Here is a 25535-nt window from a genome sequence, read left to right as displayed (position 1 = left end):
TTATTAGATGGAGTGAGTCAAAATGCCATACAGAGAACAAATTCCAATTGATAAAGGTTTCGATAATACATTTGCCATGATGAAAGATGGTTATTTATACATATCCAATCGAAGAAAACGGTTTGGTAGAGATATATTTGAAACCAGGTTGCTAGGTGGACAGAAAGCTATTTGTATTGCTGGGGAAGAGGCTGTTAAAATTTTTTATGACGAATCAAAATTCAAAAGAAATGGAGCAGCTCCCAAAAGATTACGACAAACTTTATTCGGTGAAAAAGCGATACAAACCATAGATGATTCCAGTCATAAACATCGCAAACAATTATTTATGTCGCTAATGACAGAAGAACGCCTACAAGATGTTGTGAAGATATTTAGGGAAGAATGGGAATCAACGCTTGATGTATGGGTAAGTAAGGAAAAGGTTGTTTTATATGATGAAGTAACGAAAATATTAGCTATAACGGCTTGTAAATGGGCAGGGGTTCCATTACCCAAAAGTGATATATCTCTTAGAGCAAGTCAATTGGAAGCTTTATTTGATTCCGCAGGGGCAGTTGGTCCCAGACATTGGAAGGGGAGACAAGCTCGGAATGCTCTAGAGATGTGGTTACAAAAATTAATAAAAGATGTTCGAAATGGAAACCTAGATGTACAAGAAGAAACAGCGCTCCATCGTATGGCCTGGTATCGCGATACAAATGGGGAACTTCTAAATGCTGAGATAGTTGCTGTGGAGATCCTTAATATCATACGTCCAATTGTTGCGATAACTGTCTATATTGTTTGGCTTGCATTAGCCTTAGTGGAAAATCCAAAAGAAAAAGAAAAATTAATCCATGCTAACGAAGATCTTTATGAGATGTTTGTACAGGAAGTACGCCGGTATTATCCGTTTTTCCCATTTGCAGTAGCTAGAGTACGTGAAGATTTTCTTTGGAAAGGGCATGATTTTAAAAAGGGAAACCTTGTTCTATTAGATATTTATGGGACAAACCGCCATCCAGATCTATGGGAAAATCCGAATCAATTTATCCCTGGACGTTTTAAAGAAAGAGTAGAGAATCCATATGATCTCATTCCTCAAGGTGGCGGAGATCCTAATAAAGGTCATCGTTGCCCTGGCGAAGCTTTGACTATTGAAATAATGAAAGCAAGCTTAAGCTTGCTCATCAATCATATGGATTACAATGTACCTGAGCAAAACCTAAGTTATAGCATGATGCGAATGCCAAGTTTACCGAAAAGTGGATTTGTCATGAATCAAGTGAAAAATCTTAGGGGAAATGGCGATTAATCTTACCTTTCGATTGTTAATGCTAAACCGTATCTTCTCAAAATAAAAAGCACCTCGTAAAAAGTCGTTTACAATCTTTACGAGGTGCTTTTTAAATATACTATTGCATTAATGATGGTTTTAGAAACTATATAACCACAAATCCTAGTCCTAAGCCCCACTATGAGCTTTTTCATTCGTTAATTTCACAAATTTGTTTTCATAGAAACGCTTTTTCTTGTTATTGCCAATACTTCCAAAAAACGCAATAATATCCGCAAGCGCATTTTCTAATAGTGCCATATCATTTGCTTTTTCTAGTTGTTCGATTGCTTTTTCATAATTTTTTGCTGCAAGTGATTTATCAGGTTGCTCTTTATGCTCATTACAATAGGCATATTGCATGTAAATCATTCCAAGTTCTCTCGCAGAATATTGAGGAAGTTGTCGATGAATGGCTATTGCCTTTTTATAGTACGGAATTGCTTCATCAAGTTGGGATTGGTCAAAATAGTTAAAGGCCATCTCTGTATAAGCTTCTGCGTGTACCAATTTATTAACTAATGAAGATCCCTCGAACATTGGGATTGCTTCATTTAAATAAGTAAAAGCTTTTTCATACTCATCTTTACTTCCATACATTTTTGCAATACTAACTAGACTATTTATTTTTATTTCTTTATTATTTTCACCAGTAAGTTCTATCGTCTTTTGCAAATACTCGATTGCTTCACCCGTTTCATTAATCAAGGAATGAAGTGCACCAAGCTTATAATGTAGGAAAAGAATCATTTGTTTATCTTCTTCGGGGAAAAAGCTTAAGCCTTTTTTATAATATTTGATTGCCCGAACATACTTTTCTAAGTTTTCTTCTGCCTCCCCTAGTGCAAGATAGGCGTGAGCCGTTTTTAGTCGGTCGAACCCTTCTTCATTTTCTAATTGTTTAACAGCATCAGACATAATTCTTCTAGTAAGCTTATAGTCACACATGAACGCTAAATTACCATACAAAATCAAGTCATCAATCGACTTATCATGGGAGTTCTCATACATAATCCTAATAATTTCTGCTGCATGCTTACCTTCACCAATTTGGGAATAACAAGTAGCGTCAACCAGTGATAAGATTCTCTCTAAACCGGGATCCATTTCATGTTCTTCTCGAAATTGCTTTGTTTTTGATAAGACTATGGAAAAGAGACCGCGTTTGAATTCTTCCACGATTGAACCTAAGTCATCTTTGTTCGTTTCATTTATAAAATCTTTTATACTTTCATCTAAATTGAAAATATCCATCGAAGACATCATTACTCCAATCTTTAACTTTTTAATCTTATTTTACCTGTTCATCCATAAATGTAAACATAGTTGGTAAAACTTTCCTTGTGCTGATGTGTCATATGTGTGAAATCCTTTATTACTTAGCCAGTTATTCGTCCACTCTAAATTACTTATCTAGGAAATTTTTCCGGAAGAGTGGCTTGAGAGGGGATAAATTTCACCAAAAACTTTGGGGGTAAAAAAATTCTGAAAAAGTGGTCGTTTTCATGTATAGTTAAAAATAGTACTAAAATATAGCGATAATGGACATAGGCCCGCTTGGTCAAGAACTTGGCTAGGGGCTTAATATTCAGCACGATTTCTTAAATTTTTCCTTTCACTTTTCCCTTCTTAATTATAAATCATCTACAAAACAAAACCTAAAACTCACAATAATATATAAAAAATTACCCATTATGTTAAAATATAGGAATACTATACTCTTACTCTAAAAAATATTTAATTTTCCTATTAATAATGATATGCTATTGAGCAATGATGAGGCTATAGGGGGGATGCATCATGAATAAGAAATATTTGGATTTACTTGCAGAGAAATACGATAGTGAAGAGAAAGTAGTAAATGAATTAATAAATTTAGAAGCTATTCTTAATTTACCAAAGGGGACAGAACATTTTGTAAGTGATTTACACGGGGAATTTCAATCTTTCCAACATGTTTTAAGAAATGGTTCTGGTAGAGTGAGAGAAAAAATTGTGGAGCTTTTCTTTAGCGTTTTATCAGAAGAAAAAATTAATGAACTAACGACACTGGTTTATTATCCTGAAGATAAGCTACAATTAATAAAAAATAATTTTAGTAATAATGAAGAATTACATGAATGGTATGCAGAAACGATTAAGAATTTAGTCAAGCTCATATCTTTTGCTTCTTCCAAATATACACGTTCTAAATTAAGGAGAGCGTTACCAAACCAGTTTGTTTACATCATTGAAGAGTTACTTTATAAGACGGAAGATGAATTATTAAATAAAGAACCTTATTATAACATTATTGTGGAGCGGGTAATTTCTCTTGGTCAGGCTGATAAACTTATTATCGGGCTTGCTTATTGTATGCAGCGATTAGTAGTGGACCATCTTCATGTAGTTGGGGATATTTATGATCGCGGACCGCAACCTGATAAAATTATGGATACATTAATCGATTATCATTCGGTTGATATTCAATGGGGGAATCATGATGTACTGTGGATAGGTGCCTTCTCAGGTTCAAAAGTATGTCTAGCTAATATTCTGCGTATTAGTGCTAGATATGATAATTTGGACATTATTGAAGACGTGTATGGAATCAATCTAAGACCGCTCCTTAATCTTGCAGAGAAATATTATCATGATAATTCGGCTTTTAGACCTAAGGTACAGCCTGATGTAAAAATAACAGATCAAGAACGTCTACAAATCACAAAAATGCATCAGGCGATTGCGATAATTCAGTTCAAGCTGGAAATGCCTATTATAAAACGACGCTCTTTCTTTAATATGTCAGAAAGGCTTTTGCTTGAGAAAATTGATTATGATAAAAATGAAATAACGATTCAGGGGAAAACGTACAAACTTGAAAATACTTGTTTTGCAACCGTTAATCCTGACAATCCGGAACAACTCTTAGAAGAAGAACAGGAAGTAATCGATAAACTATTATTCTCTGTTCAGCATTCGGAAAAACTAACTAGACATATGAATTTTCTTATGAAAAAAGGTAGTCTATATTTGAAATATAATGGAAATCTATTAATTCATGGATGCGTTCCTCTAGATGAAAAGGGAAATATGGAAAAAATGGTCATTGAAAATACAACCTATGAGGGCCGTGATTTACTTGATATTTTTGAATATCATTTAAGACATGCTTTTGCTCATCCACAAGAAACAGAAGATCTTTCAACAGATATGGTCTGGTATTTATGGACAGGTGAATATTCGTCCCTATTCGGTAAAAGAGCGATGACAACTTTTGAAAGATATTTTATAAAGGAGAAAGAAACTCATAAAGAAACGAAGAATCCTTACTACTACCTACGTGAGAACGAAGAAATTTGCCGTAAAATTTTAACAGACTTTGATCTTGATCCAGATCACAGTCACATTATTAATGGCCATACACCTGTAAAAGAAATAGAAGGAGAAAACCCAATTAAAGCAAACGGGAAAATGATTGTAATTGATGGAGGATTTTCTAAGGCTTATCAATCGACGACAGGAATTGCTGGATATACGTTACTATATAATTCATACGGTATGAAACTAGTTGCACATAAACATTTTAATTCCAAAGAAAACTTACTAGAAAATGGAACGGATGTTTTATCGATGAAACGAGTAGTGGACGAAGAAGTGGAGAGGAAGATGGTTCGAGAAACGAATGTCGGAGCTGAACTGTTGGAAGAAGTAGCTGCACTGAAGAGTTTGTTGGAGTATCGATATATGAAATAAAATGTATGTAGAAGACAATTTACCGAGGAGGTGAGTTGTCTTTTTGTATATCATAAACGAGTAAATCTACAAGGGGAAAAATTGAAGATTGAGTTTTTCCATGTTAAAATAATTTTAGTAATAATATTTAGAAAATTTATTAAATACATGATTATCCATTACTTCTTACGGGAGGAATAGAGTTGGGAAATACCAAACATTCAGGTCCGATTAATTTACCTAAAAGGCCGGATCCAAGTTTATGGGTGAGTAAGGTTCCGTTTGGTCTTGGTAAAATTAAACCACACCATTTAAGAGATACAATGAAAGTGATTTGGGAGAATAAAGAAAATCTACCTTATGCTAGTCGTATATTAACACAGGGCGTTTGTGATGGCTGTGCATTGGGTGTGTCAGGCCTAAAGGATCAAACATTAAAAGGTCCACATGTGTGTACCACTCGCTTGAATGTACTTCGATTGAATACGATGCCTGCAATGAAACCAGAAGTCTTACATAAAGACATTCATGATTTACGGAAAATGAATAGTAGTGAATTAAGACAACTTGGTCGAATTCCATATCCTGTGATTCGAAATTCTGGAGAAGATAAATTTAGACGGATTTCATGGGAGGATGCGTTGGATTATATTTCCTCGAAAATGAAAATGCTTAATCCGAAACAATATTCCTTTTACACAACCTCACGAGGTATTACGAATGAAGTGTATTATACACTTGGAAAGGTAGCCCGCTATTTAGGAACAAATAATATTGATAATGCATCGCGTATTTGTCATTCTCCCTCTAAAACAGCTTTAAGCCGTTCTATCGGAGTAGGTGCTTCCACTTGTAATTATAAGGACTGGATTGGTACAGACGTATTAGTATTCTGGGGTTCAGTTGCAGCAAATAATCAGCCAGTTTCCACTAAGTACATGTATGCTGCAAAACGTAAGGGAACAAAGATTATCATCATAAATCCGTATCATGAACCATCGATGGACAATTATTGGGTACCATCCATCCCAGAATCGGCACTTTTTGGTACAAAGATTGCAGATGATGCATACCAAGTAAATATTGGTGGAGATATCGCATTCATGCACGGAATTATGAAGCATTGGTTCGAAATGGAAGAACAAGTTCCGGGTTCTGCCCTTAACCATGAATTTATAAAGAAACATGTTAACGATTTCAATGAATTACGAGAAAAGGTTACATCCTATAACTGGGAGCAACTGGAGAAATCCTCGGGAATCTCTAGACAACGGATGTTAGAACTTGCGGAACTTCTAGCTAAATCTAATTCTGCCGTATTTGTTTGGTCTATGGGTCTTACACAGCATCGATTTGGAACGGATAATATCTCACAAGTTGCTAATCTAGCATTATTACAAGGGTTTTTAGGGAGGGAACATTGTGGATTAATGCCAATCCGTGGTCACTCAGGGGTACAAGGATCTGGAGAAATGGGTGCTGATCCATTCTCTTTACCAGGTGGTAGTTTTGATGAGAATAATAAAAAAAGGTTGGAAAATATTTGGGGTTTTGATATTCCTGAATGGCAAGGTGACATTGTGGGAGTTACCTTAGAAAATGCGATGCTTCCTGAAAGCCATGATAGAAAACTCAAACTCTATTACATGTCTGGTGGAAATTTTCTAGAAACCATGCCCAATCCTGATTTTGTAAAGGACTGTTTAGAAAATATAGATATACGGGTACATCAGGATATTATTTTAAATACATCAACACTTTTAGATGCTAACGAGGCAGTACTTGTTCTACCAGCAATGACAAGATATGAACAGCCAGGTGGAGGCACCTCTACCTCCACAGAGAGAATGGTGTACTTCTCACCGGAAATAAAAGGTCCAAGGATAGAAGAAGCAAGATCGGAATGGGAAATCTATGTAGAATTAGCCAAACGTGTAAAACCAGAATCTAAACATCTAATTGATTTTAAAAATGCTGAAGAGATTCGAGGGGAAATTGCTCAAGCAGCTCCGAATTATGATGGAATTCAGTACTTAAAAAATAGAGGAGATGTATTTCAATGGGGAGGAGCATGGTTGTGCGAAGGCGGTATTTGTCCAACTTCTGATGGAAAAGGTAACTTAATATCGGTAGAGTTACCAGAACTTCGTAAACCAGAAGGTCATTTTTATGTGACGACACGTAGGGGAAAACAGTTTAATTCTATGATATATGATGAAAAAGATCCATTTAATGACGCTGATCGTTATGATGTTTTAATAAATGAGAATGATGGAAGGGAACTAAATATCCAAGAAGGCGATGCTATTGTCGTTTATAATCAGTATGGAACGTTTAACGGCCGTGCTAAATTTGTACCGTTAAAAGAGGGGAATATTGAAGTGCATTGGACAGAAGGAAATGATCTTATTCCAAAAGGAGTATATGAACAATTTGCAGGTATTCCAGAATATAATGTAGCAGTAGTAGTTGAAAAAGCAGAAATGTATTTTGCTCATAAAGATACGAAATATGTAGAAAAAAGAGTAGAGGAATTAGAAATGGAACCAAGTTAGAGGGTGTAGAAGATGTACGATACCAAACAGTATGGACAGGAAATTATACGTTTCAATGGTATGGAACCTACTGTTTTAGATGAAGAAATTGCAACTGAATTTCCGTTGACAATCGTTCTAAATGGAAAAGAGTTCGCAACGATGATTTGTTCTCCTACTAATTTAGAAGATTTAGTGATAGGTTTTTTAGCCTCTGAAGGTATCATTCGTTTTTATAATGAGATAAAGAAAATATCAATTGATGTATCGATGGGGTTTGCTTATGTTGATTTAAATAAAACCCTCCGTTTATCTGACGTGGATCACTCCAAACGTATAATTAGTTCTTGTTGTGGTAAAAGTAGACAATTTTACTTTAGGAATGACATGAGAACAGCAAAAACTATTTTTAATAGGATGACTTTATCCGTGAATGATTGTTATTCATTAATGGGGCAATTACAAGAGCAATCGCAAGCATTTATTCGTACTGGTGGTCTTCATAATGCTGCATTAGCTAGTAAAAGTGAACTCCAAATCATTCGCACGGATATCGGAAGACATAATACATTGGATAAATTGTATGGATATACTTTACAAGAAAAAACAAATCTTACCAACAAACTAATTGTGTTTAGTGGTCGTGTATCTTCCGAAGTACTATTGAAGATATCTAAAATTGGAGTAGGTATACTCTTATCAAAATCTGCACCAACTGATTTAGCACTAAATCTTGCGCAAGACTTAGGTATTACGGTTATAGGATTTGCAAGAAATCAGAAATTAAATATATATACACATCCACAACGTATTATAGAAGTTGTAGACTAATAGAATTATTGTAGGAAAGTTGTTAAGGAAGAAATTTTTTAGGGGGGAAAGAGTTTGACAATTTATCTTATTAGACATGGAGAATCCGAACATAATGTCGATTATACAATAATGGAGCATATTCATGATTCGGAGCACCATTTAACGGAACTTGGGCAGAAGCAGGCGAAAGCGACCGCTGAATTTTTGAAGGACGTAGTAAGTGAGAAGGCTATTTTATATAGCTCGCCATATAAACGTACAATGCAAACAGCAGAAGCAATACATGCCGAGCTACCAGGTGAGGTTCCTTTTCTTCAAAATCCATTAATTCGAGAATGGGAATTAGGAAACTTACTTAACATTAATAATCGTACACCACAGCTAAAGAAAGAGTTTAAAGCCTCCGGATCATTTTATTATCGCTATCCAAACGGAGAATCGATGGCAGATGTTTATCTTCGTGCTACCATGTTTTATAATGCATTTCTACAACGAATCGAGGAACAAAATCGTTATGAAGATGTGATCATGGTAAGTCATTCTGCTTTCATGCATGCGTTCTTAACCTTTATGATGCAATGGCCGATTGATAATAATGTGAAGCGTGAACCTTTCGATAATGCGTGTGTGATTGCCATAGATGAAGTGGATGGAGATTATCAATATAAACAAATTTTTGCACCTAAGATTAGTGTGACTAATTAATATTCATTATTTAAAAGACTGAAATTCTTACTTTGAAGAACTTCAGTCTTTTTATTTTTAATTCCAAGTACACAGATTATTATAGTAATCCGTAGAGACAAGGTAGTCTGTGAATCTAAAATCACCAGGAGTCGTATTTATTAAATATGAAGTAACACATCATTATTTTTCCATGCATGGCCAACATTATGGGTTTTGGATTGTTTATTTTCTAGGTAGATCATGGTTGTTTCTAAATTTTCATGTCCTAGAGTTTGCATAATGCGATAGACGTCACTATCATTTTCAGCACTAATAATTGCAAATCCATGTCTTAAAGTATGAGGAGTTAGGGACCTTATTTTGTTTTTATCTTTTCCTTTCAGTATACCTGCAGCATCCTGTTCTTTTAACATATTATTTACTTGTACAAACGGAACATCCGCATTATTTATATGTTTATTAATAAACATAGATAAATTTTTAGGCCGATATGCTATTCCTTTAGGTGTTGTGAATAAAGGTGAGTGATCCGTTGGAGATAAAACGGTATCCAATCTCCTTCTTTTGCGAAACCTTACAATAGCTTCAAATACATTATCGTGAATTAAGAGAGTCCGCTTTTTGTTTCCCTTTCCAGTAACTTCCATCCAATAATGATATTCCTCAGTTCTTTCATTCTTTTCTAATGTTATGTCGCTTATATTCACTGTACAAATTTCTTCTATTCTTGCACCAGTTGTTATTAGTACTGCCAATAACCCATGGATAATTGGTTGATTTTTATAATGGTCAAGCAGTTGAATTACTTCTTCTTTTGTTATATCCCGGTTTGGTCTGTCTTTTTTACCAACCTTGGCGGATATAAATGCTTCATGTATGGGTTCCTTGATGTATTTCTTCCTATATAAATAATGTAGAAAGGATTTTAATACAGTCGTTTTTTTAGATATAGTTGCTATCGAATAAGGTTTGTTCCCTTTTCCAAGTGGAGCAGTTTTCAACCAATTTTGGTATTGTCTTATTTGTTTTTCCTTAATTAAACGAAAGAGAGAATCTCCTCCTATGTAAGGTAGATTAAATAGTTCCTTATAATTACGAAAAGTTAAGTAAGCTTGTAATAAATCCCTAACATACTCTCTCTTTGTATTTTCCTGCGTATTTTTATCATCATCTTGATCTTTTTCTTCATGAACATATAAATAAATCATTTCTATATCATTAAATTTTGTATAGTCGGCATAATCGTTCTCAAATATTTGTAAATAAAAATCATTCAAGTAGGTTTTATCGAGCAAAGATTTCACTATCTCATTCTTTTTATTTAAATCACTAGATTGAAGTTTCGTTGATGAATTTTCTATGTGCATAATAAACTTCCCATTTTTATTTAATGAAGACATTATATATAATCTCCTTTGTCATGTAACATATTTATTAGTAGATTAGTATATTCTTATTTAATACTTTTATAGTTATATAGGACTCTTTTATTACTATCATAGCATATTATTCTTCTACTTTATTGCTGTTTTAATAAGTAATGGAAAAATACTTTTATTTGTCCAATACATAAAAGTATAATAGAAGTAAATTATTATTTAGTTCTTTCATATTTATTTCAAATAAGTAGACAACTAAAACAATTATGATTAAACTTAAATAGGCGAGAATAGTAATGGTAAACTATATTAACAATATAAATAATATATTTATTTAGAATCAAACTTTAATAGATATATAGATTTATACATATATTCTTTGGTTAAGGAAGCATAAATATGTCCTGTATTAAATTGATTTGTTTTTTAAAATAGGAGGGGAGCAACGTGGAACAAATACCTTTATTAAGTACTAAAGAAGTTGCTAAGAGATTGGATGTAACTGTTACAACAATCTATCAATATGTAAAAAATAAAAAGTTAACCCCAGTTTATGAGGATTGGTCTGTTGATGAAACGATGTTATTTTATGAAACAGATGTAGAAAAAATAGAGAATGAAAGACCTAACGGCTATACCACTTCTCAAGTTGCAAAAATACTTGGGGTGCACCAAACGACGATTTCTAAACAAATTAAAGAAGGGAAAATACCCGCCGAGAAAGTTCGCTATCGTGGACGTATGACCTATTTTGTACAAGAAGATATATTAAGGGAACTTAAGGAAACATATTCTTCTCATAATAGGTATACTGATTTTTATCATCCCAAATGGCAGTATTACTTATTCCAATCCTTTTTAAATGAACAGACAAAAGAAAAGGCTAGGATAATAGAGTTTACTAAAGAGGATGGCATTCTTCTATCAGATAGTGGAGAAAAAATAGATTTAAAAAACATGAAGCAAAATGGTTTTATTCCATTAGAGCGCTTTCAAGATAAGAAGATCATTAATAAGCCGGGTTATGTACATTTCCGGTTCGAACAACCATCTTCCCTACACTCCTTTATATATGAAGTAATAGAATCTTTTTATCGTTCTGTTGGTCATAGAAATATGAAGATACATGAAGGGGATGGTCATATTGATGTATACGTAAAGCCATTTCTATTAAAACAAAACGATGAACACTTTGCCCTTATAGAAGAACATATAAAATCTGGAAAAATAACCCGTCGCCATAATGGTATTTTGTTAGATAGTGGTGTAGAGCGGGTTACTATTTATCCAACAACTGAGCAAAAGAAAAAAATGAAGGGATTAGCAGATAAGCAAGGGATATCGATGAATGAATTAATCTTGGATATCTTAGACGATTATCTAAACAAATAATTGTTTTCATATTAACTGATACATAGGGAGAAAATAGATAAATTGGGGAAATATAAATCCTTCAATTTATCCATTTTTAATAGTAACCCCTTATCAACCATTACTCTCATAATTATGTACTTTCCTTTAAATATGTTAAAATAGATACAGAACGTATATTCGAATTTTTATTAATATTTGAAAGGGGAAATTTCATGAGTGAGAAATTGCGAAAACGGACTTTAAGTACAGAAGAAATCATTCTAATGTACAAAAAAGGGGAGAGTACTACTAAAATTGCAGAACGCGCAAATGTTTCAGCAAGGTATATCCGTGACCTATTAAGTAAACATAATGTAGAGAAAAGGCCAAGGGGGAGCTGGAAACGAAAATACACACTAAAAGAAGATTACTTTAAAAAATGGTCGAATAATATGGCTTACATTCTGGGATTCTTCATTGCTGATGGAACAATTACCCGTGATTTACAAACAGTTAGCATTTCGCAAAAAGAAAAATACATCTTGGAAGAGATAAAAATATTTACTTAAGGAGAAAGTACGAAACGTTTAATAAGGAAACACTTAATTTGGAAGAATTACAGGATTCCACTCACAACAATTCAATTGCAGCCGTTGAAGAGAGAAAAATAAACTTTCTTAATATCTATACACAAACCGAATCTATTTATCATACATGTGAGCGTATAAATATAAAGCCTGCAACATTTAAACGATGGATAAAAAATGATAATGTATTTAAAAATAAATTTAATAAAATAAAAGAGAGAATAGGTCTTTAGTGGTTTAGACCACTATATTTTTTTACTCACATCCGGGTTTACATAATATTTATTATAAGAAGTCATTAGTAAAACTTAAAATCCATCTCAAAATCAAAGTATACTTAAGATAGTGAGATAAAATTATTTTTTTAAAAGAATTATGTTCTGAGCAATTAACACATTCCATTATGTACGTTTACAAATAATTTACTTTAATAATTCTAAAGTTTTATCGTTTTAAATTTTTATTTTTTCTCAAATCCTCACGTGAATTTTTATAAACCTTAACGGTTAGTTTACATAATTAAAAGCATAAAAAAAGCCACATACTACTATAGTAGTGACTTTCCACAGATTATCTATCTATCCTCAAAGAATTTACGGTTTAATTCGATATATTCCGTTTCTGCTTCCGGAACTTCGTCTTCCATAAAAATAGCTTCTACAGGACATACAGCTTCACATGCACCGCAATCTATACATATATCAGGATCGATATAGAACATATCTTCTCCTTCTTCAATGCAGTCTACAGGACAAACTTCTACACATTCTCCAGCTTTTTCTGTTTTACATGGTGATGTTATGATAAAAGCCAATACGATCTCCTCCTACCTTAATTGCAAATACTATGATCCATTAGTAAGTATAACTTATTTCTACAAAAAAATAAAAGATTCACCTTTTTTAGCAGGTAGGAAAAAGTATTAAAATCTATCCCGGCTAGCATCTAATTACCGTGCCGCTATAATAATTTGCATATGTTCCACCAAGACATTCCTATAGTCGTGTCAGTGGATATACGCCAATTCAATTTGTAGACAGTTATGCTGGTTATAAAGATTGGTTTATTCAGGAATTCAGACGACCAGGCTTTACAGTAGAACTTGGAAGTGGTGTCAATCCATTACCAATATCACAATTCCCTAAGATTTATGAAGAAACTTTAGGAATAATGTTAGCAAATCTGTATTTATAAGTAACACCCCAAAAGTTAGACTCCATTCTAACTTTTGGGTGTAGAACTTTCCCTTGCTATTTCACTTCTTTAAAATAATCTTTTAAATAACCGCCAATTCGATTGCTATTATCTTTTATAAAATAAAATTCTTCCGTCTCATTTTTCACATCGTAGATTTTTCCAGGTGTCAATTTATTATCTACCATAAATTTCTTTGCATTCGCGTGCACACACTCAATTTGTTTCATTGTCTCGTTATTTTCCCATTTTAAATGCATCATTTTTTATCACTCCGTTTACTAGTTAACATAATAAAGTTATGGTTAACTTATTTCTACTCAAATAAATATAAATAATTTGCATATCCTTTTTCTTTCATCTCTTCTTTAGGGATAAACTTCATCGCAGCCGAATTCATGCAATACCGCAAGCCCCCGGTCTCCCTTGGACCATCTTCAAATACATGACCTAGATGTGAATCGGCTTTCCGACTACGAACTTCTGTACGTATCATGCTATGTGATTGATCTAGATGTTCCGTTACTTGATAACGATCAACTGGTTTTGTAAAGCTTGGCCAACCACAGCCCGCATCATATTGATCCTTGGAAGAAAATAAAACTTCACCAGAGATGATGTCAACATATACTCCTTCTTGCATGTTATTCCAATATTCATTTTGAAAAGGTCTTTCCGTTCCATTTTCCTGAGTTACATGATATTGAATGGGAGAAAGCTGCTCTTTTAACTTAGACTTATCTACGTTCATCCCCCATGTTGACTTAATATAATCTTCTCTTCCGGATCCTTTTTTGTATAATCGATAATGGAAAGATTGCTTTTTATAATAATCCTGATGATTCTCTTCTGCGGGATAAAATGGTTTAGCTGCCAAAATTTTTGTTGCAATTGGTTTAGAAAATCTTCCGCTTTCCTCTAGCGCTCTCTTTGAACGTTCAGCAATTTCTTTTTGTTCATCATTGTGATAGAAAATTGCAGTTTGATATGACTCTCCACGATCATGAAATTGTCCACCTGCATCTGTTGGATCAATTTGTTGCCAAAACGTATCAACAAGCCGTTCATATGGCATGATGGCTGAGTCAAATGTTATTTGAACAGCTTCTACATGCCCTGTTGTATTCGAACAGACTTGTTCATACGTAGGATCTTCTATATCCCCACCAGTATATCCAGAGATTACACTTTCTACACCGGGTCTAGTGTCAAATGGTTCAACCATACACCAGAAGCAGCCGCCAGCAAAAGTCGCCTTTTCTAAATTTGAAGCCATTTTCGTACCTCCATTATTACGATATTTATTTCTATTCTTCCTTTTTTTATTGAAAAATGCAAGTACCCTGCTTAAATAAATAATTTTGGAGTCGAAAGGCCTTTTGCTTCGTTCGAATTTTGTGATGTTTCCTTTTTAGGACTTTCTGATATTTTCTCTTCAGTACTTAAAGAATCATCTGCTAATTCATCGGAATTTAATTCTATATTATTCTCCTCTTTTTCGCTATTGTTTTCAGATTTATCTTCTATTTGATCTAAGTCTTTAAATGCCTTCATCATTCGGTACATCGCTGGGAGGTTTTTAATCATTGGTCCATATTCTTGAACGATTGGGGCTGTAGACTGAACAACATTTAATACTTGTTGAATATTTGCTAGAGTATTAGAAAGCCCCCCTCCCCCTGATATTCCTCCAGTTCCGATTTGTTGTTGAGATCCTAAAAGTTTCTTTAATAAATTTCCTTTACCAGTGTTAGTCGGAAGTGACCTTGAACGAGGTGCGAAGCCTCTATTTGGAGGTTGTGGTCTGCCGAAACCTAATTGATTCCGAGGTGGTGGCATTGGGTACCTGTTGTTTTGTTGTCTTTGAGTTGGTAATAACATATTGATCCCCTTCCACATTACATGATAACTAACTTTTCGGAGGTGAAACCGGTAAAATTTAATTCTTATATCTAACCTATTTTACGTTAAACAACTATAAAGTGTGTAGGCTAAAATGGGCTTAAATCACTTATAAACTGATGAAATATTCTATTATTTCCTGGGTAAGCGCAATAAGTTACAAGAAATTTATATCTCTTCATTCATTTTTGTAATGTAATGTTGTCTTTTGAATTATTGAGTCGTTATTTTTTAGAATCAACGGAATTTGTCCTATGTTGCATAAGGAAATTTAATCATCTGTAAGATTCCTATAAAGGTGTCTTATATAGGTTCCATATAAAAAAAACATTCAGTAGCATTATTATTACTACTGAATATTTTTTATTAACTCTCGGTATAAGTATCCCAAAGTTCATCAAATACAACAAGCGCATTCGGAAAAGGACTATTCCATTCTAGATAGTTGCTAATTTCGTGGTAATTAGAAGAGTGTTTAGGGAAATTATGTTCACGAAAAGCCCAGTCTGCTAAATTGCTTTGGTCATCAGGGGTTTTCTTTCCTCTATAGGTCATTAAAAATTGGTAAAAAGAACGCATATCTTTCCCCCTTCCTAATATACACTTTCCGATTTCATATATTCTTCATGCTTTTTTTGCTTGTTACGAAATACTCGACTACATAAGGTAATGCTAATTTCATAAATTATTATGAGTGGCACCGAAACTAATAATGGTAAAAAGAAATCCGGTGGAGTAATCATCGTGCTAATAACAATCAGTAGAAAATAAGCATATCTTCTTGTTTTTTTCATGAGATCAGGACTCAATATTCCTAAGTTAGTTAAGAACATGACAATAATTGGTAATTCAAATAAAGCTGCTAGCGGAAGTGTTACACGCATTAAAAATTTAAAATATCCATCAACCGTAAACATGATATCAAACATCCCATTATTTAAATTTAGCAGAAACGGGATAATAAATTGCGTGAATAGAAAATAACCAAAAACCATTCCTGCTAAAAATAAAATAAAAACAGCAGGTATGTAAGGGAGTGTAACCTTCCTTTCATGAGGTGTCAATCCCGGTTTTACAAAAGCCCAAATTTGATAAGCAATAATCGGCAATGTTCCCGCAAGAGCAATTACACCAGCAAGAGAAAAATAAATCCATATAATTTCTCCAGGACTTATAGCTGTTAACTTAAAATCAAGTTCTTTAGCGAAAAACCAATAAATATCTTCAATATAAATAAAACCTGCAATAAAAATCAGAATAAAGAATACTCCTGTTACAATAATCCTATTTCTCAGTTCGGATAAATGGCTAACAACGTCCATATCTTTTTCTTTTTTATTTTTACGGTTTTTCCCCATATTAACACTCCTTCCATAAGAACAAAAGAAGATGTAAGCTTAGAGCCTTACACCTTCGACTAAGAATATGCTACTTTTTCGTTTCTTCGCTCACACCTTGAACTGCTTTTTTAAACTCTTTTAAAGATGAGCCAAAAGCCTTTCCAATTTCAGGCAATTTGGAAGGACCAAAAATAACTAAAGCAACAATTAAAATTAATATTAGTCCCGGAAACCCAATACTCATTCTAAACACTCCAAAAAGATTATTTAGCAGGTAGGAAAGTATAAAACTTTCTTCCTAGGGCTTCGATTACTCGCCCCACCATAAAGGTTTGTATAAGTCAACTAAGGCTACCGCTGAAAAGCTTGACGGGAACCAAGCTTCTATTGATTTTTATCAGTTACAGCAGCTTTTGCTTCATCAATTTCTTCTTTAGCATCACCAGTTATATCTTTTGCAGACTTCTTAAATTCTCTTAATGTTTCACCGGCAGCTTTTCCAATTTCCGGTAATTTTTTTGGTCCAAAAACAACTAAAGCAATAATTAAAATTAATATTAAACCGGGAACTCCAATAGCTCCTAAGCTCATATGGACACCTCTTTTGTTAATATACTTATGTAAACCTTTTACTATTTTAATTTTATATTACCACGTTAGCCTTCGGGTAGACAAGTATAACTCATTATCTTCTATCATATTGTAAAAAATAATAGTCAAAAGGATTTTTTTCATCCTTATCCCCTTTTACTTTAGTAGTTAAAACCCAGTCCGAATCAGAGAACGACGGAAAATAAGTATCACCATCAAATTCGTCTTCAATCCAAGTAATATACATACGATCTGCAAGAGGCAAAACTTGATTGAATATATTTCCCCCACCAATAACAAACAACTCTTCATCTGGGTCTGTTTTATTCCATTCTACTACGGTTTCCAAATCCGCTATGATCTCAATATTCTCGGGAAAATGAGAACTCTTCTTTGTTAAAACTACATTTCTACGATTTGGTAAAGCCTTGCCAATGGATTCAAATGTCTTTCTACCCATAATAATTGTATTCCCAGTGGTTTTTTCTTTAAAAAATTTTAAATCCTTAGGAAGATGCCAAGGTAAATCATTATTGGCACCAATAACTCGATTTTTATCCATAGCTACTAATAGTGAAATCACTTCTATCACTCCTGCTAGTCTATATTCTATACAGCAATTGGCGCTTTAATGGTTGGGTGTGGATTATAATCAACCACTTCAATATCATCCGCTTCATATTCAAAAATAGATTGTTTTTCCTGATTAAGTTTTAAAATTGGAAAGGCTCTTAAATCACGTTTAAGTTGAATTTGGACCTGTTCGACATGATTGGAATAAATATGAGCATCTCCTAATGTGTGAACAAACTCACCGACCTCTAGGTTGCACTCGTGTGCTATTAGATGAGTTAGTAATGCATAACTCGCAATATTAAATGGTACACCTAGGAAGACATCTCCACTTCTTTGGTATAGTTGACAAGATAATTTTCCATCAGCTACATAGAATTGGAATAGTGTATGACATGGTGGTAGTGCCATATTGGGAATATCTTCTGGATTCCATGCTGAAACAATATGTCTCCTTGAATTTGGATTATGTTTAATTCCTTCGATTAAATCCTTTAATTGATCAATCGTTTCGTTTTGAGATGTTTTCCAATTTCTCCACTGTTTTCCATAAACAGAACCAAGGTGACCATACTTTTCAGAAAATGCATCATCTGTTAAAATCTTTTCCTTAAATAAAGACATTTGTTCTCGGTAAAGCTTATTAAATTCGGGATCCTGTTGGCATCTAATTCCGAAGTTCGTCATGTCAGGGCCAGTATATTCATCACTCTTCACCCATTTTTCAAATGCCCATTCATTCCAAATATTATTATTATGTTGTAGTAAGTAACGAATATTAGTGTCTCCTTTAATAAACCAAAGGAGTTCGGAAACAATTAATTTAAATGGAATTCTTTTCGTAGTTAGTAAAGGAAATCCTTCTTTTAAATCAAATCTCATTTGATGTCCAAAAATCGAATAAGTTCCAGTATTTGTTCGGTCATCACGTTTATTACCATTTTCTAATATATGTTGACATAAATCTAAATAAGCTTGCTCGCCTTTTATCACGGAATAACCTCCATCTTAAAAACTATTCAATATACTATATTAACACAATTCAACAATTTACGACCATTCTTTATGAAATTGGTCTAAAAATTGTTCCATAAATTGATGGCGATCAGTAGCCATCTGTTTTGCTTTTTCCGTATTCATTTTATCCTTTAAATGTAGAAGTTTATCATAAAAATGTTGTATAGATGTTTTTTGAGGATTTTCATTGTAAATAAACTGACTATTTGCTCCCCCGTATGCAAATGTCCGGGCTATACCAACCGCTCCGATAGCATCTAATCGATCAGCATCCTGAACAATCCTACCTTCTAACGTTTCTGGTATGTTCCCTTTACTAAAAGATATGTTTTGTATAATGGCATTAATCGTCTCTACTTCCTTATCGCTCATCGAAATAGTTTTTAGAAATAGATTCATTTCTTCTCTTACTTGATTCGGTTGTTGAAAGAGCTTATGGTCCCCGACATCATGCAACCATGCTGCCGCTTCGCAAAGGAAACTATCCGCATTCTCATATTCGGCTAGGAATTTGGCCGTATTCGCAACCCTTTTCATATGATAAAAGTCATGACCAGTAACATCCATCCTAAAAAGCCCTTTAACATATTGTTGTATTGCATTCAATTGTTCATCTTTTTTCATCATACACACTCCATTTTCATTCTAACTATATTATTATGTATAAAATTTCTGATTTTGTAAACGTTATAAATGTAGAGAAAAACATTCATATATGATTTAGTAAATTATGGTAGCAATTTCTTGACTAACGCTTTCAAATAAGCTATATTAGGCATAAGCAAAGAAGATGTACGGATTCATTAATAAACAGGCAACTTCCTATAGAAGCGGATGTAATAATGATCCTACACTTCTAGAAGAAGATTGCCTTTTTTTATTTAATGTTTTTGTTTCTCTACTTTGTATTAACACGTATTAGTGCGTGTTCAAAAAGGAGGATGAAAAGGACCAAGCAGTTCGAGGAGGCGTAGCTTTGAGGCAGAAAAGAAGACATTTCTGCATAAGTGCAACTAAGGCTTTCGCTGAAGGGCATGGCGAACGCCAAGTTTTCTAAGAACCGGAACGTATGCAATTAATACGTGAGTACCGGTGAGTCTTGCCAACGAGCTTCCACCGGATGTGGTGAGTTTCGACGTTCGTCACAGGACGTGACGGAACTTAGTCGAAGGTCCTTGAACCGAAGTGTCATTTTCGCCGAACTTTTTTGAACAACCTTTATTACGTGAAAGTTTTTAGGAGGATTGTAAATGCAAAATGGTGTAGTAAAATGGTTTAACGCTGAAAAAGGCTATGGATTCATTCAATTAGAAGACGGAAATGATGTATTCGTACATTATTCTGCAATTCAAGAAGAAGGTTTCAAATCTTTAGAAGAAGGACAAGAAGTATCTTTTGAAATTGTAGAAGGCGAACGTGGCCCACAAGCTGCAAACGTTGTAAAAAAATAAAAAAAATGGTTGACCTATATAATAAAGCGGAATTCTCAAAAGAGGTTCCGCTTTTTTCGTGCTCTATTTATCCCCTTTCTGCCTAATTTTGAATGATTATCCCGGTGGTACTCTGGATTTAATATTGCTGGATCAAAAGTTAACATGATATATTATTCCTTGTGTTGATTTCCATATATGACTGTAGAAATTGCAAATGTATTTATGCTACATAGTCACATAACAAAACATAGGAGGATGGGTTTTTATTATGGTAAAGGTAGAAAAGGCAAAAAAAGAAGATATTCCAGAACTCTTAGAGCTTTATAAAGAACTTATTCCACTAGAAACTTCTTTGGAACAATCACTGGAAATATATACTAACATACTACTTGATGAAAACTACTTTTTGTTCGTTGCGAAGGATAATGATGAAGTGGTCGGGTCTGCACTTGGAATATGTTGTATTAGTTTAACAGTTCCATTTTTAGTCATTGAAGATGTCATTGTTAAAGATGGAAACAGAGGAAAAGGAATTGGACGTCAGTTAATGGAATCTCTTGATAAATTTGCAACAGATAAGAATTGTGCTTATGCCATTCTCGTATCATCCGCTTTCCGAGAAGGCGCACATCAATTTTATGAGAAAGCAGGGTTTACAGACTCTGTAATAGGCTTTAGAAAATTATATTCTGTTATCTGAAGTAGTGAAAGCTTAATATATATATAGTTCTATGTATAAGAATACCTCGCATTTGCTGAAGGACTAGTGAATGGCGGGGTTTTCTTGTGTTTCATAAATTCTCCTTTCTTACACTCCGTATCCCTACCGCTATTTTTTACGGAATATCCCGACATAAGAACATACGCTTCGTTTTTATCACATAATGTTCACAAACTTATTAAACCAAAAGGTTAGAAAAATCGATAATACTTGTTATATAAGGGTTCTTGAACAAAGTGTGAATTGTTGGAAACCTAGCTAAATTCTATATTTATATTGTGTATGATAAAAACAGATAGATCATTAAAAGGGGTGAAAACATGAAAAAGAAAACGCTACCCAAATCTTCTTCACAAGAACCAAATCTAAAAGGAACCATTATCTCTGTATCTATTATTGGTTTAATTATTGTAGCATCATGGTTTGGAGTCTTTGGATTATTTTTGTCTCGTTAGCTATTTCTTTATAGGGAGGAAAGAAGATGCATTTACACAAATATGAAAAATGGTGGTTAATTTTTGGTGTAGGTACCTTAATTGCTTTCTTGTTGATTCTTGCTTATGGTGCATTCTATTTAGGAACACACCCTCAAAGTCATGGGGTTACAATCGATCCAGAAAACATTGGGGCTGAAGAAACTTTTAAGCCTGAGAATTTAGGATTAACAAAATTGGATGAAGGAAAATATGTATTGAATGTGGTTGCTTCCGCTTTTAATTATGATTTAGGTACAGATGAAGAAGGAAAACCTGTTAAACATATTCAAATACCAAAAGGATCTACTGTTTTAATTCAAGCAGTTACCCCTGACGTTATTCACGGATTTAACATTGCTGGCACAAATGCAAACATGATGGTTGAACCTGGATTTATTAGCAGTATGGAAGTTACGTTAAACAAACCGGGCGAATATACGCTATTATGTAACGAATATTGTGGTAGTGGTCATCATATGATGTTTGCCACTGTGGAGGTGACTGAATAATGGCTATCGAAAAATTATTAAAATATGAACACGATAATAAGTTTTCATTAACGATATCTAAATCAGAATCCCGCCTTTATATGTCATTTATCGGTTTTGCATTTATCGCACTTTTTGTTGGTGGGCTTATGGGGTTATTACAAGTTCTTGTTCGCTCTGGCTACTATACGTTACCAGCAGGAATCGACTATTATCAAGTATTAACTGTGCATGGAGTTATATTAGGTCTTGTTTTAACTACTTATTTTATTATCGGTTTCCAGTATGCATTAATGGGAAAAACGGTTGGAATTTCTGAAACCCAGTTTCGTGTAGCTTGGCTTGGATTCTGGATAATGACACTCGGTACAATAATGTCTGCAATTACGATTTTATATGGAAAAGCAAGTGTACTTTATACCTTTTACGCTCCGTTACAAGCTCATCCTGCTTTTTATATAGGTTTAGCTCTTGTAATTATCGGAAGTTGGATTGCATGTTTTGTTAATTGGCGACAACTTTATGTATGGAAGAAAAAACATCCAGGTGAAAAATCTCCATTACTTGCTTTCATGGTAGTAATCAATATGATTATGTGGTTTATCGCCACCTTAGGAGTAGCAGCATCCGTTCTTTTACAATTCATTCCTTGGTCATTAGGATATGCCGCCACAATAGATGTTTTATTAAGTAGAACTTTATTCTGGTACTTCGGACACCCACTCGTATATTTTTGGTTACTACCTGCATACATGGCGTGGTATGCAATTATTCCTAAAATTATTGGTGGGAAAATCTTTAGTGATTCACTTGCAAGATTATCATTTGTGTTATTCTTATTTTTCTCCATACCAGTTGGACTCCATCATCAATTAACAGAACCAGGAGTTCAAACAACGTGGAAATTTGTACAAATTATTTTGACATTTATGGTTATTGTTCCAAGTTTAATGACAGCATTCTCCATGTTTGCTACATTTGAAATTACTGGTAGAAGAAAAGGCTTCGGTGGACTATTTGGATGGTTCGTTCACTTACCATGGAAGGATGTACGATTCTTAGCTCCATTTATTGGGATGCTTGCCTTCATACCAGGTGGCGCTGGTGGTCTAATTAACGCCTCCTATCAGTTAAATTCCGTTATTCATAATACAATATGGGTTACAGGACATTTTCATTTAACAGTAGCTACAACTGTTATTCTTACATTTTTCGGAATAACGTATTGGCTAGTCCCCCATCTTACTGGTCGTAAACTAACACCAACCATTAATCGACTTGGTATCATCCAGACTATATTTTGGGCAGTAGGTATGACCATTATGTCTACAGCAATGCATATACAAGGATTACTAGGAGGCCCAAGAAGATCGGCTTACTCTGAATACGGTGGTTCCGAGCAGGTTGCTGAATGGGGAGCATATCAAGTAGCCCAAGCGGTTGGCGGAACCATATTATTTATTGGCATAGTACTGATGGTCTATATCTTCATAAAATTAGCTTTCTTTTCACCAAAAGGGAATGAAGAATTTCCAATTGCCAAAGAAGAAATGGATGCAGAGCCAACGCCAATGTGGTTGGAGAGATGGAAGTTATGGGTGACCATAACCATTGCATTAATTCTATTTGCTTACACTATTCCAATTATCGATATCATTCAACACGCACCACCAGGGTCAGCACCATTCGCTTGGCCTATTGGTAATAATTAAACAATTAGAAAAAGGACATCACTCAAGATGTCCTTTATAAAACTCTTTATTTGTTAGTTTTTACCCTTCCTAAAGCCTTTTCCTCTAAAGGGATTCTTATTTTCATTAACATTAAATGAAAGATAGGGAACATTATAGCAGTATAAAAGGCTCCAAAAAGAAGCGGTATAACTAGTAACTCTAATCCAACGATAACATAGTTAGGGTGTTTGATATATTTATATGGCCCCCGTTTCACTAATGCAACATTCGGTAAAACGATTATTTTTGTATTCCAAAATCTTCCCAATGATTGAATACACCAAACCCTTGCTAATTGTATAAGCAAAAAAAGGGCAAATAAATAGTTATTAAACACATACCCATCTATACCACGTATTACAACTTCAGCGAAAATAGATATAAAAAACAGACTATGTACAACGACAAACCATTTATAATGCTCTTTTCCTTTTTCAATCCCACCGTTGGCCTTCATCCATTGTTCATTTCTTTTCGCAATTATTAACTCCGCTGATCTTTGGACAATAATAAATATAAATAGTAACCACAAGAACAAGCTATGCATTATTCATCCCACTCCAATAATAGTAATTCTGAGCTGAAACCAGGTCCTAATGCAGATAGGATACTTCTATTATTATTGCCCACTTTTTCCTTCATCCATTCTTCTAAAACATAGAAAACAGTGGAAGAAGACATATTTCCATGTTCTAATAGCACATTATAAGAGTGTTTTAGTTTATCCTTAGAGGTTTGTAAAACATTTTCCATAGCCTCAAGTACCTTTTTACCACCTGGATGAGCAATGTAGGAGTGAACATCGCTTTCTGATATGTGCTGATCTCGTAAAAATGATTCGATGTGCTCTTTCCAAAAAGATTCTACAAGAGAAGGAATACTCTTTGAAAAGATGACTTCTAAACCACTATTAGTAACATCCCACCCCATCACATCGATACTGTCTGGTTTTAAAAAGGAACTCGTTGAAACGATTTTTGGAGATGCTATTTTTCTATGGTTTATATATGGAGATTTTTCCCCAATAATTAAAGCGGAACTTATTCCATCACCAAATAAGGCAGTCCCAACAATATTACTCTTCTTCACATCTCCCTTTTGGAAAGTAAGGCTACATAATTCACAACATACGACTAGAGCCGTTTTATCTGGATTGGAAGAAATCCAATCAAAAGCGGTAGATAAACCCATCGCCCCTCCTGCACAACCTAATCCCCATAGAGGTAAACGTCTAATATCTTTACGAAATGGACGTTCATTAATAATATGAACGTCCATCGAAGGAGCTGATATTCCTGAACTAGAAACAAATATAATCATATCGATTGCTTCGTATGGAATAGACTCAGTAAGAAAATCATGGTTCTGTAAGCATTGATCAATCGCTTGAACCGAATATTCCTTTGCTAGTTTTTGAAATAAATTATTTTTTTCTTCAAAACTGTGCTCTTTTGTAAACCATGATTTTTCAACTACAAATTGGCGATCATGGACACATGCATGATCAAAAACCGGGAGCAATCTTTCCACTTGTCTTGTTGTATAACTAAATATATCTTTTACTAATCGTTTAATTTCCTCTTGACTCATATTATATCGTGGTGTAGCAGTGCCTGTGGAACAGATATAAGGCATGGATAAATATCACCCTTTTATCTTATTTTCCCCATTGATGAACAATT

Annotated in this window: 26 protein-coding genes and 2 pseudogenes; 13 read left to right on the top strand and 15 right to left on the bottom strand. The window is 34.0% G+C overall.

Annotated elements, in window-relative coordinates:
- The first annotated feature begins 22 nt into the window (after positions 1-22).
- Positions 23-1297, top strand: a complete 1275-nt coding sequence (cypC, locus tag A9178_RS01020; protein ID WP_068672063.1) for a CYP152 family fatty-acid peroxygenase CypC — start codon at positions 23-25, stop codon at positions 1295-1297.
- Between the two features lie 150 nt (positions 1298-1447).
- Here cypC and A9178_RS01015 read toward each other — a convergent pair whose 3' ends face one another.
- Complete coding sequence (locus A9178_RS01015) at positions 1448-2572, bottom strand: tetratricopeptide repeat protein (protein WP_197482132.1); 1125 nt, start codon at positions 2570-2572, stop codon at positions 1448-1450.
- A gap of 546 nt (positions 2573-3118) precedes the next feature.
- On the opposite strand from A9178_RS01015, the gene A9178_RS01010 reads away from it, so the two are divergent.
- The 4 genes from A9178_RS01010 (at position 3119) to A9178_RS00995 (ending at position 9084) form a co-directional block, all read left to right on the top strand.
- Positions 3119-5053, top strand: coding sequence for a fructose-bisphosphatase class III (locus A9178_RS01010; protein WP_068672061.1), 1935 nt, complete (start codon positions 3119-3121; stop codon positions 5051-5053).
- 182 nt (positions 5054-5235) lie between these two features.
- Positions 5236-7587, top strand: coding sequence for an FdhF/YdeP family oxidoreductase (locus A9178_RS01005; protein WP_068672060.1), 2352 nt, complete (start codon positions 5236-5238; stop codon positions 7585-7587).
- Between the two features lie 12 nt (positions 7588-7599).
- Complete coding sequence (fdhD, locus tag A9178_RS01000) at positions 7600-8397, top strand: formate dehydrogenase accessory sulfurtransferase FdhD (RefSeq protein ID WP_068672059.1); 798 nt, start codon at positions 7600-7602, stop codon at positions 8395-8397.
- A gap of 54 nt (positions 8398-8451) precedes the next feature.
- A complete protein-coding gene (locus A9178_RS00995) occupies positions 8452-9084 on the top strand; it encodes a histidine phosphatase family protein (protein ID WP_068672058.1) in 633 nt (210 codons plus the stop codon).
- Between the two features lie 140 nt (positions 9085-9224).
- Here A9178_RS00995 and A9178_RS00990 read toward each other — a convergent pair whose 3' ends face one another.
- Positions 9225-10466, bottom strand: a complete 1242-nt coding sequence (locus A9178_RS00990; protein WP_068672057.1) for a tyrosine-type recombinase/integrase — start codon at positions 10464-10466, stop codon at positions 9225-9227.
- Positions 10467-10892: 426 nt separating this feature from the next.
- Here A9178_RS00990 and A9178_RS00985 point away from each other — a divergent pair, with 426 nt between their 5' ends.
- Both A9178_RS00985 and A9178_RS18480 read left to right on the top strand, forming a co-directional pair.
- Positions 10893-11837, top strand: a complete 945-nt coding sequence (locus A9178_RS00985) for a helix-turn-helix domain-containing protein (protein ID WP_068672056.1) — start codon at positions 10893-10895, stop codon at positions 11835-11837.
- A 194-nt stretch (positions 11838-12031) separates the two neighbouring features.
- Positions 12032-12618, top strand: a pseudogene (locus A9178_RS18480) (hypothetical protein).
- A gap of 341 nt (positions 12619-12959) precedes the next feature.
- On the opposite strand, the gene A9178_RS00970 reads toward A9178_RS18480, so the two are convergent.
- Complete coding sequence (locus A9178_RS00970; RefSeq protein WP_068672053.1) at positions 12960-13199, bottom strand: ferredoxin family protein; 240 nt, start codon at positions 13197-13199, stop codon at positions 12960-12962.
- Between the two features lie 182 nt (positions 13200-13381).
- Between A9178_RS00970 and A9178_RS19250 the strand changes: the two are divergent.
- Positions 13382-13579: pseudogene (locus A9178_RS19250) on the top strand (peptidase M14); the annotation flags it as partial.
- 56 nt (positions 13580-13635) lie between these two features.
- On the opposite strand, the gene A9178_RS00965 reads toward A9178_RS19250, so the two are convergent.
- From A9178_RS00965 to A9178_RS00920, 10 genes are all read right to left on the bottom strand, one after another.
- Positions 13636-13842: a DUF6501 family protein gene (locus A9178_RS00965; protein WP_068672052.1), complete on the bottom strand. Its 207-nt coding sequence runs from the start codon at positions 13840-13842 to the stop codon at positions 13636-13638.
- 53 nt (positions 13843-13895) lie between these two features.
- The gene (gene msrB / locus A9178_RS00960) at positions 13896-14855 is read right to left on the bottom strand and encodes a peptide-methionine (R)-S-oxide reductase MsrB (RefSeq protein ID WP_068672051.1); all 960 of its coding nucleotides are present in this window, start codon (positions 14853-14855) and stop codon (positions 13896-13898) included.
- 71 nt (positions 14856-14926) lie between these two features.
- Positions 14927-15460 (bottom strand): VrrA/YqfQ family protein, encoded by a 534-nt coding sequence (vrrA, locus tag A9178_RS00955; protein ID WP_068672050.1) that lies wholly within the window; start codon positions 15458-15460, stop codon positions 14927-14929.
- 387 nt (positions 15461-15847) lie between these two features.
- Positions 15848-16060 carry a YozE family protein gene (locus A9178_RS00950; RefSeq protein WP_068672049.1) on the bottom strand — a complete coding sequence of 71 codons (213 nt, stop codon included), beginning with the start codon at positions 16058-16060 and terminating at the stop codon, positions 15848-15850.
- Between the two features lie 14 nt (positions 16061-16074).
- Positions 16075-16839, bottom strand: coding sequence for a twin-arginine translocase subunit TatC (gene tatC / locus A9178_RS00945; RefSeq protein ID WP_068672048.1), 765 nt, complete (start codon positions 16837-16839; stop codon positions 16075-16077).
- A gap of 70 nt (positions 16840-16909) precedes the next feature.
- Positions 16910-17065, bottom strand: coding sequence for a twin-arginine translocase TatA/TatE family subunit (locus tag A9178_RS00940; protein ID WP_068672047.1), 156 nt, complete (start codon positions 17063-17065; stop codon positions 16910-16912).
- Between the two features lie 140 nt (positions 17066-17205).
- Positions 17206-17412 (bottom strand): twin-arginine translocase TatA/TatE family subunit, encoded by a 207-nt coding sequence (gene tatA, locus A9178_RS00935; RefSeq protein WP_068672046.1) that lies wholly within the window; start codon positions 17410-17412, stop codon positions 17206-17208.
- Between the two features lie 94 nt (positions 17413-17506).
- Entirely contained in the window at positions 17507-17995 is a 489-nt protein-coding gene (locus A9178_RS00930) for a dihydrofolate reductase (RefSeq protein WP_082918039.1), read from the bottom strand.
- Between the two features lie 26 nt (positions 17996-18021).
- A complete protein-coding gene (locus A9178_RS00925; RefSeq protein WP_068672045.1) occupies positions 18022-18978 on the bottom strand; it encodes a thymidylate synthase in 957 nt (318 codons plus the stop codon).
- Between the two features lie 57 nt (positions 18979-19035).
- Positions 19036-19626 carry an HD domain-containing protein gene (locus A9178_RS00920; protein WP_082918038.1) on the bottom strand — a complete coding sequence of 197 codons (591 nt, stop codon included), beginning with the start codon at positions 19624-19626 and terminating at the stop codon, positions 19036-19038.
- A gap of 626 nt (positions 19627-20252) precedes the next feature.
- Between A9178_RS00920 and A9178_RS00915 the strand changes: the two genes are divergently transcribed.
- The 5 genes from A9178_RS00915 to A9178_RS00895 all read left to right on the top strand — a co-directional run bounded on the left by A9178_RS00915 (position 20253) and on the right by A9178_RS00895 (position 23832).
- Positions 20253-20453 carry a cold-shock protein gene (locus A9178_RS00915; RefSeq protein WP_047185055.1) on the top strand — a complete coding sequence of 67 codons (201 nt, stop codon included), beginning with the start codon at positions 20253-20255 and terminating at the stop codon, positions 20451-20453.
- Positions 20454-20703: 250 nt separating this feature from the next.
- Complete coding sequence (locus tag A9178_RS00910; protein WP_068672043.1) at positions 20704-21135, top strand: GNAT family N-acetyltransferase; 432 nt, start codon at positions 20704-20706, stop codon at positions 21133-21135.
- A 341-nt stretch (positions 21136-21476) separates the two neighbouring features.
- The gene (locus tag A9178_RS00905) at positions 21477-21611 is read left to right on the top strand and encodes a cytochrome c oxidase subunit 2A (RefSeq protein ID WP_068672042.1); all 135 of its coding nucleotides are present in this window, start codon (positions 21477-21479) and stop codon (positions 21609-21611) included.
- 26 nt (positions 21612-21637) lie between these two features.
- Complete coding sequence (locus tag A9178_RS00900) at positions 21638-22141, top strand: cytochrome c oxidase subunit II (protein WP_068672041.1); 504 nt, start codon at positions 21638-21640, stop codon at positions 22139-22141.
- A complete protein-coding gene (locus tag A9178_RS00895; protein WP_068672040.1) occupies positions 22141-23832 on the top strand; it encodes a b(o/a)3-type cytochrome-c oxidase subunit 1 in 1692 nt (563 codons plus the stop codon). Before A9178_RS00900 ends, A9178_RS00895 begins: the two co-directional genes overlap by 1 nt.
- A 46-nt stretch (positions 23833-23878) precedes the next feature.
- Here A9178_RS00895 and A9178_RS00890 read toward each other — a convergent pair whose 3' ends face one another.
- Together A9178_RS00890 and A9178_RS00885 are read right to left on the bottom strand one after the other, a co-directional pair.
- Positions 23879-24400 carry an isoprenylcysteine carboxyl methyltransferase family protein gene (locus A9178_RS00890; RefSeq protein ID WP_068672039.1) on the bottom strand — a complete coding sequence of 174 codons (522 nt, stop codon included), beginning with the start codon at positions 24398-24400 and terminating at the stop codon, positions 23879-23881.
- On the bottom strand, positions 24400-25488 hold the full coding sequence (locus tag A9178_RS00885; protein WP_068672038.1) for a type III polyketide synthase: 1089 nt from the start codon (positions 25486-25488) through the stop codon (positions 24400-24402). The genes A9178_RS00890 and A9178_RS00885 overlap by 1 nt, the downstream gene beginning before the upstream one ends.
- Positions 25489-25535: the final 47 nt, after the last annotated feature.

Source organism: Oceanobacillus sp. Castelsardo, assembly GCF_001659985.1.
Classification (GTDB): domain Bacteria; phylum Bacillota; class Bacilli; order Bacillales; family Amphibacillaceae; genus Oceanobacillus.
The sequence above is the reverse complement of the archived record's forward strand: the minus strand, read 5'-3'. Positions and strand labels throughout refer to the sequence as shown.